The organism is Halovulum sp. GXIMD14793, assembly GCF_054457435.1.
On the sequence record NZ_JBTLNE010000011.1, the window covers coordinates 1 to 15,107 of the forward strand.

Annotated in this window: 20 protein-coding genes; 6 read left to right on the forward strand and 14 right to left on the reverse strand. The window is 57.7% G+C overall.

Annotated elements, in window-relative coordinates:
• Positions 1 to 118: 118 nt before the first annotated feature.
• Positions 119 to 523 (forward strand): hypothetical protein, encoded by a 405-nt coding sequence (locus ACW9UQ_RS04235; protein WP_458929755.1) that lies wholly within the window; start codon positions 119 to 121, stop codon positions 521 to 523.
• A 240-nt stretch (positions 524 to 763) separates the two neighbouring features.
• On the opposite strand, the gene ACW9UQ_RS04240 is transcribed toward ACW9UQ_RS04235, so the two are convergent.
• The 13 genes from ACW9UQ_RS04240 to ACW9UQ_RS04300 form a co-directional block, all read right to left on the reverse strand.
• Positions 764 to 1,093 carry a hypothetical protein gene (locus ACW9UQ_RS04240; RefSeq protein WP_458929756.1) on the reverse strand — a complete coding sequence of 110 codons (330 nt, stop codon included), beginning with the start codon at positions 1,091 to 1,093 and terminating at the stop codon, positions 764 to 766.
• Positions 1,094 to 1,259: 166 nt separating this feature from the next.
• A complete protein-coding gene (locus ACW9UQ_RS04245) occupies positions 1,260 to 2,039 on the reverse strand; it encodes a succinate dehydrogenase iron-sulfur subunit (protein ID WP_458929757.1) in 780 nt (259 codons plus the stop codon).
• A 30-nt stretch (positions 2,040 to 2,069) separates the two neighbouring features.
• Positions 2,070 to 2,480, reverse strand: coding sequence for a hypothetical protein (locus ACW9UQ_RS04250; protein WP_458929758.1), 411 nt, complete (start codon positions 2,478 to 2,480; stop codon positions 2,070 to 2,072).
• Between the two features lie 10 nt (positions 2,481 to 2,490).
• The gene (locus ACW9UQ_RS04255; RefSeq protein WP_458929759.1) at positions 2,491 to 2,745 is read right to left on the reverse strand and encodes a hypothetical protein; all 255 of its coding nucleotides are present in this window, start codon (positions 2,743 to 2,745) and stop codon (positions 2,491 to 2,493) included.
• Between the two features lie 74 nt (positions 2,746 to 2,819).
• The gene (locus ACW9UQ_RS04260) at positions 2,820 to 3,800 is read right to left on the reverse strand and encodes a hypothetical protein (RefSeq protein ID WP_458929760.1); all 981 of its coding nucleotides are present in this window, start codon (positions 3,798 to 3,800) and stop codon (positions 2,820 to 2,822) included.
• Positions 3,801 to 3,832: 32 nt separating this feature from the next.
• Entirely contained in the window at positions 3,833 to 5,641 is a 1,809-nt protein-coding gene (gene sdhA / locus ACW9UQ_RS04265; protein WP_458929761.1) for a succinate dehydrogenase flavoprotein subunit, read from the reverse strand.
• Positions 5,642 to 5,652: 11 nt separating this feature from the next.
• Positions 5,653 to 6,033, reverse strand: coding sequence for a succinate dehydrogenase, hydrophobic membrane anchor protein (gene sdhD / locus ACW9UQ_RS04270; RefSeq protein ID WP_458929762.1), 381 nt, complete (start codon positions 6,031 to 6,033; stop codon positions 5,653 to 5,655).
• A gap of 14 nt (positions 6,034 to 6,047) precedes the next feature.
• A complete protein-coding gene (gene sdhC / locus ACW9UQ_RS04275) occupies positions 6,048 to 6,434 on the reverse strand; it encodes a succinate dehydrogenase, cytochrome b556 subunit (RefSeq protein WP_458929763.1) in 387 nt (128 codons plus the stop codon).
• Between the two features lie 232 nt (positions 6,435 to 6,666).
• Positions 6,667 to 7,155, reverse strand: coding sequence for a hypothetical protein (locus tag ACW9UQ_RS04280; RefSeq protein ID WP_458929764.1), 489 nt, complete (start codon positions 7,153 to 7,155; stop codon positions 6,667 to 6,669).
• A gap of 147 nt (positions 7,156 to 7,302) precedes the next feature.
• Positions 7,303 to 8,337, reverse strand: coding sequence for a MaoC family dehydratase (locus tag ACW9UQ_RS04285; RefSeq protein ID WP_458929765.1), 1,035 nt, complete (start codon positions 8,335 to 8,337; stop codon positions 7,303 to 7,305).
• Complete coding sequence (locus ACW9UQ_RS04290; RefSeq protein WP_458929766.1) at positions 8,334 to 8,537, reverse strand: DUF1737 domain-containing protein; 204 nt, start codon at positions 8,535 to 8,537, stop codon at positions 8,334 to 8,336. The genes ACW9UQ_RS04285 and ACW9UQ_RS04290 overlap by 4 nt, the downstream gene beginning before the upstream one ends.
• On the reverse strand, positions 8,538 to 9,098 hold the full coding sequence (locus ACW9UQ_RS04295) for an NnrU family protein (RefSeq protein WP_458929767.1): 561 nt from the start codon (positions 9,096 to 9,098) through the stop codon (positions 8,538 to 8,540).
• Positions 9,099 to 9,104: 6 nt separating this feature from the next.
• A complete protein-coding gene (locus ACW9UQ_RS04300) occupies positions 9,105 to 9,971 on the reverse strand; it encodes an HpcH/HpaI aldolase/citrate lyase family protein (protein WP_458929768.1) in 867 nt (288 codons plus the stop codon).
• A gap of 292 nt (positions 9,972 to 10,263) precedes the next feature.
• Between ACW9UQ_RS04300 and ACW9UQ_RS04305 the strand changes: the two genes are divergently transcribed.
• The 3 genes from ACW9UQ_RS04305 to ACW9UQ_RS04315 all read left to right on the forward strand — a co-directional run bounded on the left by ACW9UQ_RS04305 (position 10,264) and on the right by ACW9UQ_RS04315 (position 13,155).
• Entirely contained in the window at positions 10,264 to 10,566 is a 303-nt protein-coding gene (locus tag ACW9UQ_RS04305) for a hypothetical protein (RefSeq protein WP_458929769.1), read from the forward strand.
• A gap of 393 nt (positions 10,567 to 10,959) precedes the next feature.
• Positions 10,960 to 11,922 (forward strand): malate dehydrogenase, encoded by a 963-nt coding sequence (gene mdh, locus ACW9UQ_RS04310; RefSeq protein WP_458929770.1) that lies wholly within the window; start codon positions 10,960 to 10,962, stop codon positions 11,920 to 11,922.
• A gap of 33 nt (positions 11,923 to 11,955) precedes the next feature.
• A complete protein-coding gene (locus tag ACW9UQ_RS04315) occupies positions 11,956 to 13,155 on the forward strand; it encodes a hypothetical protein (RefSeq protein WP_458929771.1) in 1,200 nt (399 codons plus the stop codon).
• 45 nt (positions 13,156 to 13,200) lie between these two features.
• Here the strand turns inward: ACW9UQ_RS04315 and ACW9UQ_RS04320 are convergent, their stop codons facing one another.
• A complete protein-coding gene (locus ACW9UQ_RS04320; RefSeq protein ID WP_458929772.1) occupies positions 13,201 to 13,695 on the reverse strand; it encodes an SH3 domain-containing protein in 495 nt (164 codons plus the stop codon).
• A 93-nt stretch (positions 13,696 to 13,788) separates the two neighbouring features.
• On the opposite strand from ACW9UQ_RS04320, the gene ACW9UQ_RS04325 reads away from it, so the two are divergent.
• Positions 13,789 to 14,775, forward strand: a complete 987-nt coding sequence (locus ACW9UQ_RS04325) for a 2-hydroxyacid dehydrogenase (RefSeq protein ID WP_458929773.1) — start codon at positions 13,789 to 13,791, stop codon at positions 14,773 to 14,775.
• Positions 14,772 to 15,035, forward strand: a complete 264-nt coding sequence (locus ACW9UQ_RS04330; protein ID WP_458929774.1) for a hypothetical protein — start codon at positions 14,772 to 14,774, stop codon at positions 15,033 to 15,035. Before ACW9UQ_RS04325 ends, ACW9UQ_RS04330 begins: the two co-directional genes overlap by 4 nt.
• Positions 15,036 to 15,107 lie beyond the last annotated feature (72 nt).

Consider the following 15,107-nt stretch of genomic DNA (forward strand, 5'->3'; position numbering starts at 1 on the left):
TTCTTTGATCATCCCAATGATTTGGACTTCCGTGAAACGGCTCTTTCGCATTCGTTTGCTCCTTCAAAAGGTTGAGCAAACTCTACATCAGAACGAGGGAAGTTTCGGGGGGCAGGTCATGGAACCGTCGATGCTGGCCCCGGTCCTGGCCCAACCCTCCCTGCCACTCGACGCCCCGGATCAGGTCGAAAGCCCCGCAGACGAACTGGCCGCCATACGCCAGCGGCTAGAGCAAGACGACCTGACGGTTCTGGCCTATCGGTTCGAGGGCGATCAGTTCTGCCAGGCACAGCGCTTTGCCGCCTATTCCGAGGCCCTGGGCGACCGGTTTGACGGGCGGGTGCTGCCCGACAGTGCCGCAAACCCCAACCCACCGCCATTCTTTGCCAAACACGTCCCAACCCCGCATAGCGTTGTCACTGCCCACCTGATCGACGAAGACGGGCAACCCACGCTGACCGCACGTGATGAAATTCTGGCGTTCTTCAGGCTTCGGTTGATTGATCAACGGACGAGCCTATGAGCCGGGACCGAAGCATTCAAGTTATAAGATGAATAGTCAGCTACGCTCTGGTTGCGCTGCGGGATGATCGCAGAACGCTCACATCTAACGCCATGCACACTAGAACGCCCAAAAACACCGTTGCTATTCTATTAGTACTCGCAGGGCCTTTGCGCTAATACTGCGCTATGAAGACATGCGGCTGTTGATACGTTGAAGCTCCGATCAGTAGACGAAGCCAGCCTTGGTCAGAATTGACAGCTATGTCTGAGAAGGCTCCACTAGTGGAACCGGCAGGCCACTTTCTTCCCAGTCATATTGACTCCAATGCTTTTTCCGAACGCCATCATCACAACGATATTTTAAGCCGGGCAGTTCCACGGATCCATCAACCCAACAATTCTGGTGATTGAGCGCGGCAATCGCGTACACTGGAACCAATAAAAACAGCGCGAGCACGGCATCGATTTTGGCGTTTTTAACAGCCTCTTCACGAATTTTGGGGTCCCAGATGAAGCCGCGGGCTAGCCAATAGATGGTCAAAGCAACGCAAGCGATGCCAGCAATCAACAATAGCATCAGAATTAACAAAAGCGCCTGCAAACCCGATACCCATTCCGAAATGCCAATATGTCATACACCGCGATCACCGCGGCGTCATCCGGTAGACTTTGGCTCAGACCAGCCATTCATCGCTTGTCCATTGAAGCCGGCATAGGTCCGGCAGTCGAACACCCCAAAAACCAGTCCCGTCAGATCAGACCCGCCGTTCCACCATCATTTTCTTGATCTCGGCAATCGCCTTGGCCGGGTTCAGGCCCTTGGGGCAGGTCCGGGCGCAGTTCATGATGGTGTGGCAGCGATAGAGTTTGAACGGGTCTTCCAGATCGTCCAGACGCTCCCCTTTGGCCTCGTCCCGGCTGTCGATGATCCAGCGATAGGCATGCAGCAGGGCGGCTGGTCCCAGGTAGCGGTCGCCGTTCCACCAATAGCTGGGGCAGGAGGTTGAGCAGGACGCGCACATTACGCATTCATAAAGACCGTCCAGTTTCTTGCGATCCTCAATCGACTGGCGCCATTCCTTGGCGGGGCGGTTAGTCTTGGTTTCCAGCCATGGCATGATGGAGGCATGCTGCGCATAGAAATGCGTCAGGTCCGGCACCAGATCCTTGACCACCGGCATATGCGGCAGGGGGTAGATTTTTATATCACCCTCGATCTCATCCAGCCCCCAGATACAGGCCAGCGTGTTGATCCCGTCGATATTCATCGCGCAAGAGCCGCAGATCCCCTCCCGGCAGGAACGACGGAATGTCAGGGTCGGGTCGATCTCATTCTTGATCTTGATCAGCGCATCCAGAACCATCGGGCCGCAGCTGCCCATATCGACGAAATATGTATCCAGCCGCGGATTGGCCCCGCCATCGGGATCATAGCGATAGATGCGGAACGTCCGCAGATTGGTTGCGCCGTCCGGCTTGGGCCAGGTTTTGCCCACCACAATGCGGGAGTTTTTTGGCAGGGTCAGTTCAACCATGTCAGGTCCTTTGTTACGCGTCTTGGCGGTTTATCGCTGTGCCAGGTACTGGGTCAGCGTGCCACCTTTCTGAATAAATATCAGGGCAGCGCGCTTGTCGGCATCAGACAGCTTGTCCCACTGGGCTTTTTCCGCCTTGGTCAGTGAAATTGCAGAGTCCTGAACCACGGGGTCTGTGTTCACTCTGCCCGTGCTGATCATGCAGCGCTCAAACTCTTCCGACGGGTCGATATCGCGCACAAAGCCATTGATGCGCGTCACAACCACGAAAGCATCATCTTGGGCGCGTTCCAGCGATTGATTGGCACTTTTCAGATTGGCCGACGCCGTATTGTAGCAGGCGCGCTCTTTCTCGGATTTGAAGGACGGGCCGGTTTGGGGTTCGTCGCAAGCCGCCAGAAAAACCGGGGCCATAACAGAGATTGCAAGCAGTCGTTTCATTGCACGCCCCTCAGCTGTTCACAAATTGGGTCAACGTTCCGCCATTCTTGATGAACGCAATGGCATCGCGCTTGGCCGCGTCAGTCAGGAACGACCAGATATTCTTGCGCTCGTTGGCGGTCAGGGTCGCGGGCGGTGCAATATCACCACTTGCGGCCACCACAGGTTCAGCTGGGTCTGCCGGCTTGGCAGCGCCATTGGTCGCGGTCTCGTCACACGCGACAAGGCTGAACGCAGCACATATCAAAAGAACACGCGTTTTCATTTCGATGTCTCCCTATTCATCAGGCTTAAGTTACTGTCAGTTCACAGCTTCGCAAAAAACCCAAAGGTCATCCACTATTTATACCACAGACCCATCTCAGACAGTTTCTCGCGGAGCACCGGAGAGTTCATCCAGTTATAGGTCTCTTTGGATGTTATCGCACGTATCTCTGCCCAGCCCTCCCCAAGAAAGCTGTGATTGTAGGACTGTTCGCGGGCGAAAATGCTGCAGTATTCCGGGTCAGTAATGATTTCGCGAGCGATCATCAGAATATCCTCGTTCACGTTGAGGAATAGATTTGACAAAAAGAAATAGTGTGTAGCAACCTGCGAAAATGCAAAATCAGTGCGGTAGACTGATCCGTCGCCATCAAGTTGCGCCATGACAATCGGAAGGCAAATCTGATCCAACCAAGGATAGAGGCTCCTCGAATCGACAACCTCAGGCGTGCTTTCCGATATTTCATGGATAGCCTTGCGATAAAGCTCATGAAATCGACCGGCCGAACTATAGTAAAAGCAGCCACCATTAAAATATGGGTAGTAGAGTTCGCTTTCAGGGCCGTACCTTTCCTGGTACCAGCCGTTGGTTTCCACGCCCATCTTTGCGTAAAGCGCATCCCACCAAGCTTTGCGCGTCTGGCATTTCATCTGTTTCCCTGGCCAGACAAATCCCGCACGCCGCGCCGTTGGGCGGTCGAAATCGACCCGAACATTTGCGATATCGTCGAAAAAGATGTGATCGCTGTCAAAAAACACAAAGGGTTCATCCGGTGGCAAAGCTGACAGTGCGTAAATCTTGTTGGAATGCGGATAGCGGCTACCGAAGCGCTCGTTCTTGAAGTTGACCACATGGCACCCAAGATCGCGGAGTTTGTCGGCGACTTCGCCGTCCGCCATGTTGGGATTCGTTCTCCAGAAACCGGAGTTTTCCGGCGTACAGACATATACCCCGATATCATCGCCGCTATAAAATTTGCGCAGCGATTTTACCAGCAGCAGGGATTCGTATTCTAGCCTGCCTGGCTGGGCAATCATGTATATGTTGAATTTCATACGTGCCTTTTCCTTAACATAGTGCAGCGTGCTCAATACACTCGCGCCTTCGGTGCAATCTTCTTTAGATCGATACCGCCCTGGTCCTCTGTGGTCAGGGGGTCAAGATGAACATCGCGGTAGCTGAGTGTGACCTTATTGTCATCGCTGACGACCGCCAGCGTGTGCTTGCGCCAGTTCTTGTCATCGCGGTCGGGATGATCTTCTTGCGCATGCGCACCGCGGCTTTCCTTGCGGGCCTCTGCTGAATAGATCGTTGTCAGGGCGTTCGGCATCAGGTTGTCGAGTTCCAGCGTCTCCATCAGGTCAGAGTTCCAAATCAGTGACCGGTCGGTGACCTTGATATCGGCCATCTCTGCAGCAACCTTGTCCATCTTGCCGACGCCCTCTTTCAGCGTCTTGTCGGTGCGGAAGACTGCAGCGTCTTCCTGCATGGTGCGCTGCATCTTCAGGCGCAGATCAGCGGTCGGCATCTGGCCATCGGCGTAGCGAATGCGTTCAAACCGGTCCATCGCCTGCTCGACCGATGCTTCGTTCAGCGGACGGTTCGGCTCGTTCGGGTCCACAACCTCGCCCGCCTTGATGGCGGCGGCGCGGCCAAACACCACCAGATCGATCAACGAGTTTGACCCCAGACGGTTCGCCCCATGGACCGAGGCACAGCCCGCCTCGCCCACAGCCATCAGGCCGGGCTGAATACGGTCATGATCCGTGGCGGTCGGGTTCAGCACCTCGCCCCAATAATTGGTGGGGATACCGCCCATGTTGTAATGTACGGTGGGCAGAACCGGGATCGGTTGCTTGGTGACATCGACACCGGCAAAAATCTTTGCGCTTTCCGAAATGCCCGGCAGGCGTTCAGCCAGCGCTTCTGCCGGCAGGTGATCAAGATGCAGGAAGATGTGGTCCTTCTCGGCGCCAACACCACGCCCTTCGCGGATTTCCATTGTCATGCAGCGGCTGACCACATCGCGCGACGCCAGATCCTTGTAGGTCGGCGCGTAGCGCTCCATGAACCGTTCGCCTTCGGAGTTGGTCAGATAGCCCCCCTCCCCGCGCGCGCCCTCGGTGATCAGACAGCCAGCGCCATAGATCCCGGTGGGGTGGAACTGCACGAATTCCATGTCCTGCAATGGCAGGCCCTGACGCGCGATCATGCCGCCACCGTCGCCGGTACAGGTATGGGCAGAGGTCGCGCTGAAATAGGCCCGGCCATAGCCACCGGTGGCCAGAACCACCATCTTGGCGTTGAACCGGTGGATTGTGCCGTCATCCAGCTTCCACGCGATGACACCCTGACAGACACCATCCTCGGTCATGATCAGATCGGTGGCGAAATACTCGATATAGAATTCCGCGTTGTTCTTCAGGCTTTGGCCATAAAGCGTGTGCAAAATCGCGTGACCGGTCCGGTCCGCCGCTGCACAGGTGCGCTGCACTGGGGGGCCTTCGCCGAATTCGGTTGTATGCCCGCCGAAGGGACGCTGATAGATCTTGCCCTCTTCGGTGCGGCTGAATGGCACGCCGTAGTGTTCCAGCTCATAGACGGCTTTTGGTGCCTCACGCGCCAGATACTCCATCGCATCGGTATCGCCCAGCCAGTCCGAGCCTTTGACTGTGTCGTACAAATGCCACTGCCAGTTGTCAGGACCCATATTGCTCAGGCTGGCCGCGATCCCGCCTTGTGCGGCAACGGTGTGGGATCGCGTCGGAAAGACCTTGGTGACACAGGCTGTGCGCAGCCCCTGTTCAACCATGCCGAGGGTTGCCCGCAAGCCTGCGCCACCGGCGCCAACAACGACAACGTCATAGGTGTGGTCAATATATTCGTAAGCCGACATGTAAGCTCCGATCAGGCCGTAAAGGCGATTTTGGCGACGGCGAAGACACCGGTCAGTGCCAGCGCCCAGGTCAGGATGGTATTGGCCAGCAACAGGCCGGTGCGCATGGCTGTGCCATGCACGTAGTCTTCGATGACCACCTGTAAACCCATCTGCAAATGGTAAAAGGCGGTCAACAGAAACAGGATCGCCACAATGGCATTCCAGGGGTTCGCATAGGTTGCGCGGACAGCCTCATATTCGCCGCCAAGCGCCCCTGCGAAGGTAAAAATAAACAGCAGCGTCAGCGGCACCAGCGCCACGGAGGTGACCCGCTGAACCCAGAAGTGATGCGTGCCGTCCTTGGCCGAACCAAGACCCGAAACACGGGCGCGATCAGTGCGGAAATCCATACTCTGCCCCTTTCTCAGAACGCGACAATCAATGTGATCACGGTCAGCACGACCGAAGCCGCCAGCACCACAACCCCGGATTTCGAGACCGAGGCCAGCTCAAAGCCGCGACCCGTATCCCAATAGAGATGTCGAATGCCGTTGCAGAAGTGATACCAAAGCGCCCAGAGCGAGCCGATCATCACCAGCCCACCAATCCAGGAATTCAGCAGCCCGTCCACCAGTGCAAAATGCTCGGCCCCGGTAGAGGCCGCAAGGAACCACCACACGATCAGAAGCGCCGCCAGCGTAAGGCCGACACCGGTGATGCGATGCAGGATGGACAATGTGCCGGTATAGGATTGATTGAACACCGTCAGATGCGGCGAAAGCGGGCGATTGCCCCGATTGACGTCTGCCATGCGGTACCTCTTTTGTGGTCCGACCCAGTGGAACAGGTTTGGGTTAACGCAAACCTGATCGGAATGGAACCAAAGTCCTAGCTGTTTGCGTCGGTTTTAGGCCCTCAGAACCGAGAATGATAGGCGAAACCGCTTTTGTGATCACAAGTGAGGACTTATTCGGGATCAAGCAGCGCATCGAGGTCCAATCCCAGCCTTGAGCAACCCTGTCTCTGGCCATGTCAGGGCGATGTCAAAACCTGAGGCGCTTCCTCAGCCTAGAGAACCATGACCCTTTAGTCTCGAACCGCTCCATGAACTCTTGCGGCGTACCATAAGCTTCATTCTGTGTGTTCAATCGCGCGGAAAAGCTTACCGCATCGAATGGTTTCTTAAGAATTTCGTTGGTCTGCGGATCGTACGCATCAAATCCACCCTCATTTAAAACCTTCGCGATGACCTCTCCGCAGAAGTCGTAGTATGGTGGCGATCGAAAATAGTTGATATTGATCCAAGCGAAGGCGTTTGCGCCCGGATATTCGTAATCCAGATCGTCCTCCGCATCCTCATTCTCCCCAGCAAAATCGCCGACCGGGCCGTCGTCTATTCCTGGCTTCTCGAACCAGAACTGGTTTTCGGTCAGCGTGCAGTGTTCCAATTCCGCCAGTACCGTTCTGAGGCCTGTTTCTGCTTCTTGTTTTGTCTCGTTCTCTCTTGGAAGAAACTCCAGATCATAGCTCACAACCAATACTCCTGTTTGTTCGCGCAAATGCGCATCTTAACCAGCCACGAGGCCGACAACGACTTTAGTAGCTGATCACCTTTATGCCAAAGCGGCCTATTCCATCTGAGCACAATCAGTCTCGTGCTCACTCAAACGAGAGCGGGCTCATCGCGGCACCAGCGCCAAGAAATCCAGGTCCAGCAGCACCTCGGGTAGGTATTTGCCATCTGCGCCGCGCAGCTGGCCCGCCGTTCCGCGGGCCTTTGTCGCCACAAGCCGCATGCGGAGCGCACCGGTGTCTGGATCGGCGGTTTCGGCTTTGTCCAGAATTTCAGACCAGGCGAACACAGTGTCACCCGCAAAGCAGGGGTTCGCATGGGCGCCGGCGTTTATGCCGACGATCAGCGGCGCATTAGTCAGGCCGTTGCCCGAAAGCGCACGCGCCATTGAGATCACGTGCCCCCCATAGATCAGGCGTTTGCCATCCTCGCGCAGTGTTGCGTCGAAATGCACTTTGGCAGTGTTTTGCCACAGGCGTGTGGCCATCATGTGTTCGGCTTCTTCGATGGTGACGCCATCAACGTGGTCGATTACCTCGCCCAGCTCAAAACCATCCCAGCGATGTGGACTGCCGGATGCGGCGAAGTCATAGGCTGCGAAATTCAGACCTTCGGGCAGGGCCAGGGCCTCTGGCGCGACGACCTCGGCCAACTGGGGCACGACCGCCTGAGGCGCGGGCGCATCTGCATTGCGCTTGCGCACCATCACCCAACGGCAGAATTCCAGCACCGTTTCCTGCCGCTGGTTCACACCGGTGGTGCGCACCCAGACGATACCGGTTTTGCCATTGGAGTTTTGTTTCAGCCCAATCACCTCGGACGATGAAGACAAGGTGTCACCGGGATAAACCGGGTTCAAAAACCGCGCCTCGGCATAGCCCAGATTGGCCACCGCATTGATCGAGATATCAGGCACCGATTTTCCGAACACGATGTGAAAGGTGATCAGATCATCCACCGGGCTGCGCGGAAACCCGCAGGCGCGGGCAAACTCGTCCGATGACTGAAAGGCAAAGCGGCTGGGATACAGCGCCTGATAAAGAGCCTTGTCGCCTTCGGTCACTGTGCGCGGTGTGGCATGGGCGATCTTCTGCCCAAGTGTGTAATCCTCGAAAAAGCGGCCCGGATCGGTTTTGCTCATTGCTGGCCCAGTTTGATGTCAGGGGAATATGTGCCGTCAGCGTCCTTGGTCACGGCCTGTGCGCAGCGCATCACACCGCGCGCCGCGTCAAAGGTGTATTTTGGCTCTCCATACAGGGTCCAGCCGTTTGACAGCGCCTCGGACACCTTATGGCAGAAGGCCGCTGTGTCATCTTCGGTCAGCAGGCGATAAAGCTTCATTTACCCTCCGAACGGCCAGTAGCCCAGCCAGTTATGGATGAACGCGATAACGGCAAAGACAACCGCCGAAATCACAAGCAATCTGATATCCCCTGCAGCCGGTCCCGGCGCGGGGCGATCCCAAACCGGTTCGCGCGCATTGATCAGCACGATCTCGGCCAGGGCCCAGGCCCCTATGGTGGCAAACAGAATGACCGAGGACAGATCGCCGTTCACCAAAAGATGCGCTGCTGCCCAGACCATAACACCGGTCAGCATCGGGTGGCGCAGCCAGCTGCGCATCCTGCCTTTTGAGCTGCCCATTCCCATCAGGATAACAGCTATCACCATCAGCAGATTGTTCAGATGTGTCCCCCAGGAGGGCGGGTCATAGACCGGTTCGAAATCGCTGCCGCGAAAGCCGATCACCATCAGCACGACCGAAATCAGCAACACCAGCGCGACAATCCCCTTCGATCCATCCCCCAGCTTTTCCTGCAAGGCTGCACGCGCGCCCGGTGCCAGCCGTTTGAAGACATGCGCTGCGATCCACAGCGCCAGTCCCGCGATCAGAAGTCCCATCATCGCCTATCCCTCCGAGTTACGCGCATCGATGGCCGCCGCCAGCGCAAGCGTGCGGCGCGCGGTTTCGACATGCAGGTTTTCTACAATGCGCCCGTCCAGCACCGCAACGCCCTGCCCCTTGGCCTGCGCCTCTTCAAAGGCAGCGACTTGCGCATGGGCCAGGTCGACCGCCGCGGCATCCGGGGCGAATATCTGGTTGGCCAGCGGGATTTGCGATGGATGGATCAGCGTTTTGCCATCAAAGCCCATGGTGCGCCCTTGAATACATTCTGCACGCAGACCGTCCTCGTCCTTAAAGGCGTTATAGACGCCATCAATGCAAATCAGACCATGCGCCCGGGCAGCCAGCATACAGAGGCCCAGCCCCGGCTGCAGCGCCAGCCGGTCCGGCGTTGGCAGGGCGTTCAGATCCTTCAGCAGATCATTTGTCCCCAGAACAAAGGCTTGCAGGCGCGGTGTGGCTGCGGCGATGGCCTGCGCATTCTGCATGCCCAAAGGGGTTTCCATCATGGCCCAAAGACGCACGCCTTGGGGGATGTCTTTGTCTATCTCCCGCAGTTGCTCGGGGATGCTGACTTTGGGCAACAAGATCGCATCCGGGCGCGCGCGCAGGGCCGCCGCCAGATCACCCGCACCCCACTCCGTATCCAGCCCATTAATCCGAACGATGACCTTGCGCGCGCCAAAGCCACCTTCGGCCACGGTTGCCGCAACCTGATCCCGCGCAGCTGCTTTTTGATCGGGTGAGACGGCGTCTTCAAGGTCAAGGATAAGCGCATCTGCGGCCAGGGTGCGGGCCTTCTCCAACGCCCGCTGATTGGAGCCGGGCATGTAAAGAACCGACCTGTAAGGCGCAATTTCGGTGGGCATGATCCGGCCTCCCCTTTGTTGTGCGCTGCAAAAGTAACGGCAAAAGTCGAGGCATCACAAGGGGTCTGGACGCCGCAGGTCGGCAGCGAACGCAGCGTTAACCATTTTTTTCGACTTTGGGCGCAGGCTGAACCTGCAAATACTTGGCGCACGGGGAAAGTCGACGGCACCGGGACTACGGCCAGAAGATGCAGATGTCGGTCGCACCTGTGAAGGACTTGGAAACGCGAACTTCCGATGCCGGGCAATCCGGCGGCCACATCGGGACCGCATGAAACGAGGTTCGGATAAAATGAAAACGCTTGTCGCATTATCGGCCCTGACGCTGGCCTTCGCATTACCTGCACTGGCGCAACAGCGCGCCTGTGGCAATCGCACCGCGATTGTTGAGCGACTGGACAGCAAATACGGCGAACAGCCTGCGGGTATGGGGCTGTCAAACAGCAATTCGATGGTCGAGGTTTTCGCCTCGCAGGAAACCGGCACCTGGACGATCCTGATCACCATGCCCTCGGGCCAGACCTGCCTGGTGGCCGCCGGTGAATACTGGGATGCGCCCATAGGTCTGGTGAAACGCTCGGGCCAGCCGACCTAAGGTTTTAACGGTGGCGACATCGGTCGCTACCCCAGTTTCAGTCCGCCAAAGGCCCGGATCAGGGTTGACCTGATCCGGGCCGGACTGACCAGCCCGGGCGACACACTGACGGAACATCCCCCCAAAGTTCCGATCAGCGCGTCGTCCGGGCTTTTGCAGCACCATTCCGAAATGGGTGCTGGATTTGGCTATGCTCACCGCGAATCCATTCTGCGGCATTTCAAATACCTGAAAAACTCGGCTGCTAAGGCGGTGGCCGCAGGAAGTATGCGATCAACGCACTGTGATTAAAGTAAATTTTTCGAAGCGAAGCCACCGACCGCACCTTCGCCCTTGCGGTGTCGGGCATTAGCCTTTAGGCCAATGCCAAATCGCACCATGAGGAGATTGAACATGGCACGCGCAAAAATTGCCCTGATCGGCGCTGGGCAGATCGGGGGCACTTTGGCCCATCTTGTAGCACTAAAAGAACTGGGTGATGTCGTTCTGTTCGACATTGCCGAAGGCACCCCGCAAGGCAAGGCACTGGACCTTGCCGAAAGCACGCCGGTGTCGGGCATGGATTCGGCGCTGAAAGGCACCAATGACTATGCTGATATCGCTGGCGCGGATGTCTGTATCGTCACTGCTGGCGTCCCCCGCAAACCGGGGATGAGCCGCGACGATCTGCTGGGCATCAATCTGAAGGTCATGAAAGCCGTTGGTGAGGGCATCAAAGCTCACGCACCGAATGCCTTTGTGATCTGCATCACCAACCCGCTGGACGCCATGGTCTGGGCGCTGCGCGAATTTTCCGGCCTGCCCAAGAATATGGTCTGCGGCATGGCAGGCGTGCTTGATTCCGCCCGCTTCCGCTATTTCCTGGCGGAAGAGTTCGAAGTTTCGGTCAAGGATGTTACGGCTTTTGTCCTTGGCGGCCACGGCGACACCATGGTCCCGCTGACTCGGTATTCGACCGTTGCCGGTATCCCGCTGCCTGATCTGGTAGAGATGGGGTGGACCAGCCAAGACAAACTGGATGCCATCGTCCAGCGCACCCGTGATGGCGGTGCCGAGATTGTTGGCCTGCTCGGCAACGGCTCGGCCTTTTATGCGCCAGCTACGTCAGCCATTGAGATGGCCGAGGCCTATCTGAAAGATCAAAAGCGCGTGCTGCCATGTGCGGCAAATGTCAAAGGTGCCTATGGCCTGAAAGAGCTCTATGTCGGCGTGCCGACCGTGATCGGTGCCGGTGGTATCGAAAAGGTTGTCGAGATCACGCTGAACAGCTATGAGCAGGCCATGTTCGACAAATCCGTCGACGCCGTGAAGGGCCTGGTTGAGGCCTGTAAGGGCATCGATGACAGCCTGAGCTGAGGATCAGCTTAGTCAACACTGGGGGGTGAGGGAATGAAGCTGTTTGCGCAGGTATTGGCGGTCAGCGCGGTGATGGCATCGCCGCTGATCGCTCAGCAGGTCAATCCGATCTCTGCCATGATCGGCGAAAAGGGATTGGCTGCAGCGGAAGCTGAACTCGCCGCCATCTCGGTACCTGACGCCACCCAGTCCTTTGCACTGGGCGGCGTTCGCTTTTTGCGGGGTGTCGAAAACGCGCTGCAGACGCGCTGGGATCACAATACCGCACCCAGCCTTGACTATATCCCCATTCTGCGCCTGTTGCTGCCGCAGAACTCAGATCCGACACCCGCCAACCCGGCAATGGTAGAAGAGATTTTCCAACGAACCCTTAGCGATATGACCCGTGCCGCGGATGCACTGGCCGCCATCCCCGATGGTGCCGACCCCGGGCTTGTTATTGATCTGAATGATCTGTGGTTTGATCTGAACAGCAACGGCACGCGCGAGCCGTTTGAAGGCCTGATGGAGATCGCCCTGGATACGCCGCCGGGCATGGAAGCTGAGGAGCCAAGCACAATAGTGCGCTTCGATGCCGCAGACGTGGCCTGGTTGCAGGCCTATACACATCTGATCTCCGGGGCGTCTGAACTGGTGCTGGCCTTTGATACAACCTCGGTCATCGAAAAGGTTGAGGCGGCAAGCGCGCGTGCATCAGAGATGCAAATGGGGCGCTTGCGTTTCAGGGCTTACCTTGACATTGATGAGCTTCGCTGGCTGGATCTGGCTGCGATCCAGATCCAGGTTTTGCGCCAGCAACCCGATGCGGAACGAACCCGCTCGGCCCGGCAGCATCTGCTGAAGATGGTCGCTGCAAATCGGGTGTTCTGGGCGCGTGTCGCGGAAGAAACCGATAACGAGGCGGAGTGGATCCCGGCAGACGGACAGGATGCGGCGCTAGGATTTGAGCTGCCGGACGGGGCTGGTCCGACTTGGGTGGCGGTTCTGGACGATGTCGAGGCCATGCTGAACGGGGAACTCCTTATCCCACATTGGCGTTATAGCAATGCTTATGGGATTGATGTGGCGAAGTTCCTTGATGATCCAGCACCGCTGGATTTGCTGGGGTGGGTGCACGGGATGGACGCGCTGGACTACATGAAACCTGGTCCGGTCATCAGCGGACAAAGCTGGCAGGCCTTCGAACAACTAATAGGCCGCCGCGGTATGTTATTCGCCCTGCTTCTGAACTGAGGGTGTAGGGTGGGTTTAAACCCACCCTACCTGCGGGCCGTCAGATCAGTCGCGCAATTCGTTGGACAAGACACCCCAAAGGCTGGTTTTCGCGGTCCAGCCGGAATACCCGTCCGCGGTCACTTCGCACCAATCCGCGCTGCATTCGCCAAGCCGTGCAACCACGCCCGTTTCTACCACAGCCACCAGCGGCTCATCTGTGCGCGGGCGTCGGTGCAGACCAACCCTGTCACCCGTGATCAGCACATAGCGCGACCCAGACAACAGCGAATAGTGGACCCAACCACCCGCACCTTCTGCGTCACGAATACGCCGCCAGTGGCCATGCTCGGCCGTGATTTGTACCGGCAGGTGGCGGCGTTGAAACACCCAGTCAATGCGATGGTCCAGCGATGGTCCGCGCCGTACATTTGCTTTGGCCGCTTTGATGGACACAAACCGCGGCACCGGCAGATTGGTCTCTGACCCGAACGCAACCTCCTGCGCCTGTGCAGCACCAGAGGTCAGCGCCAATAGCAGCGTGATCGCCAAAAGTCTCATGCTCGTCCTCATGTGGTGGCTGTTGCCCAGCCCCTTTGCTTTGTTATGCTATGAAAATAGCCGCAAATCGCGCGCATCGAAACAGGACCCCGCATGCCCGGCCAGAAATTGAAAGTCATTGTGACCCGAAAGCTACCAGAACCGGTCGAAACCCGGCTGCATGAGCTGTTTGACGCAGAACTCTCGGATAGTGACGTCCCCATTGGGCGGGATGCGCTGGCCGACGCCATGGCGCGCGCCGATGTGCTGGTGTCCACGCTGGGCGACAAGATTGATGCCAACCTGTTGGCTCGCGCAGGCGAAAACCTGCGGCTGATTGCCAATTATGGTGCCGGTTTCGATCATATCGACGTCGAAAGCGCGCTTAGCCGTAACATCATGGTCTCGAATACCCCCGGCGTTCTGGCTGAGGATACCGCCGATATGGCCATGGCATTGATCCTCGCCGTGCCGCGCCGGATGAAGGAAGGCGAGGCATTGATCCGCACCGACGCATGGCCGGGCTGGTCGCCGACGGCGCTGATGGGGCACCGGATTGGCGGCAAGCGGCTGGGTGTCCTTGGCATGGGATCCATCGGACAGGCCGTCGCCCGGCGCGCCCGCCCCTTTGGCCTGCAGGTGCATTACCACAACCGCCGCCGCCTGCATTCCGATATCGAGGAAACGCTGGAGGCAACCTGGTGGGAAAGCCTGGATCAAATGCTGGCGCGGGTCGACATCCTGTCCGTCAACCTGCCGCACACGCCCTCAACCTTTCATATTCTGAACGCGCGGCGGCTGAAGCTAATGAAACCAAGTGCCTTTATCGTCAACACCTCTCGCGGCGAGGTGATCGATGAAAACGCGCTGACCCGGATGCTGCGGGCGGGTGAGCTGGCCGGGGCGGGGCTGGATGTCTTTGAACACGGCCATACCGTCAACCCGCGTCTGCGCGATCTGGATAACGTGCTGTTGTTGCCGCATATGAGTTCGGCCACTGTTGAGGGGCGGCTTGAGATGGGCGAAAAGGTCATCATCAACATCAAAACCTTTGCCGATGGGCACCGACCGCCGGATCAGGTGGTCCCCGCAATGCTATGACAGAGCTTCTGGCGACAACCCGGGCTTTCGCGGCCGAACATGTGATCTGGTTCATCGCCGGGATAGTGGCGGTCGTCTTTCTGACAATTTGGTGGCTTGGCACAACAAAGGTAGAGCGGGAACGCGCCATCCGGGGCGGCCACTACAAGGGCAAGATCACGCCCAAATGGCTGACAATATTCCAAAAGGAACAGTCAAAGCGCGACGCCATGGCAGAAGAGGCGCGGCGAAAGCTGGGCAAGGATCCGGAAAACCTGTGACCGGCGAAACTTGAAACACCCGCCAACTTGCACCAAATCTGCCCGTACCACACCAGAAAAGGGGTCCTTCCA

What these genes read in the sequence shown, in the direction of transcription:
- ACW9UQ_RS04320 (WP_458929772.1), bottom strand. Translation starts at nt 13,695, where the DNA reads ATGAGACTTTTGGCGATCACGCTGCTATTGGCGCTGACCTCTGGTGCT.
- ACW9UQ_RS04245 (WP_458929757.1), bottom strand. Translation starts at nt 2,039, where the DNA reads ATGGTTGAACTGACCCTGCCAAAAAACTCCCGCATTGTGGTGGGCAAA.
- ACW9UQ_RS04285 (WP_458929765.1), bottom strand. Translation starts at nt 8,337, where the DNA reads ATGAGCAAAACCGATCCGGGCCGCTTTTTCGAGGATTACACACTTGGG.
- sdhD (WP_458929762.1), bottom strand. Translation starts at nt 6,033, where the DNA reads ATGGATTTCCGCACTGATCGCGCCCGTGTTTCGGGTCTTGGTTCGGCC.
- mdh (WP_458929770.1), top strand. Translation starts at nt 10,960, where the DNA reads ATGGCACGCGCAAAAATTGCCCTGATCGGCGCTGGGCAGATCGGGGGC.
- ACW9UQ_RS04260 (WP_458929760.1), bottom strand. Translation starts at nt 3,800, where the DNA reads ATGAAATTCAACATATACATGATTGCCCAGCCAGGCAGGCTAGAATAC.
- ACW9UQ_RS04305 (WP_458929769.1), top strand. Translation starts at nt 10,264, where the DNA reads ATGAAAACGCTTGTCGCATTATCGGCCCTGACGCTGGCCTTCGCATTA.
- ACW9UQ_RS04250 (WP_458929758.1), bottom strand. Translation starts at nt 2,480, where the DNA reads ATGAAACGACTGCTTGCAATCTCTGTTATGGCCCCGGTTTTTCTGGCG.
- ACW9UQ_RS04300 (WP_458929768.1), bottom strand. Translation starts at nt 9,971, where the DNA reads ATGCCCACCGAAATTGCGCCTTACAGGTCGGTTCTTTACATGCCCGGC.
- ACW9UQ_RS04330 (WP_458929774.1), top strand. Translation starts at nt 14,772, where the DNA reads ATGACAGAGCTTCTGGCGACAACCCGGGCTTTCGCGGCCGAACATGTG.
- ACW9UQ_RS04325 (WP_458929773.1), top strand. Translation starts at nt 13,789, where the DNA reads ATGCCCGGCCAGAAATTGAAAGTCATTGTGACCCGAAAGCTACCAGAA.
- ACW9UQ_RS04235 (WP_458929755.1), top strand. Translation starts at nt 119, where the DNA reads ATGGAACCGTCGATGCTGGCCCCGGTCCTGGCCCAACCCTCCCTGCCA.
- ACW9UQ_RS04290 (WP_458929766.1), bottom strand. Translation starts at nt 8,537, where the DNA reads ATGAAGCTTTATCGCCTGCTGACCGAAGATGACACAGCGGCCTTCTGC.
- sdhC (WP_458929763.1), bottom strand. Translation starts at nt 6,434, where the DNA reads ATGGCAGACGTCAATCGGGGCAATCGCCCGCTTTCGCCGCATCTGACG.
- sdhA (WP_458929761.1), bottom strand. Translation starts at nt 5,641, where the DNA reads ATGTCGGCTTACGAATATATTGACCACACCTATGACGTTGTCGTTGTT.
- ACW9UQ_RS04255 (WP_458929759.1), bottom strand. Translation starts at nt 2,745, where the DNA reads ATGAAAACGCGTGTTCTTTTGATATGTGCTGCGTTCAGCCTTGTCGCG.
- ACW9UQ_RS04295 (WP_458929767.1), bottom strand. Translation starts at nt 9,098, where the DNA reads ATGGGACTTCTGATCGCGGGACTGGCGCTGTGGATCGCAGCGCATGTC.
- ACW9UQ_RS04315 (WP_458929771.1), top strand. Translation starts at nt 11,956, where the DNA reads ATGAAGCTGTTTGCGCAGGTATTGGCGGTCAGCGCGGTGATGGCATCG.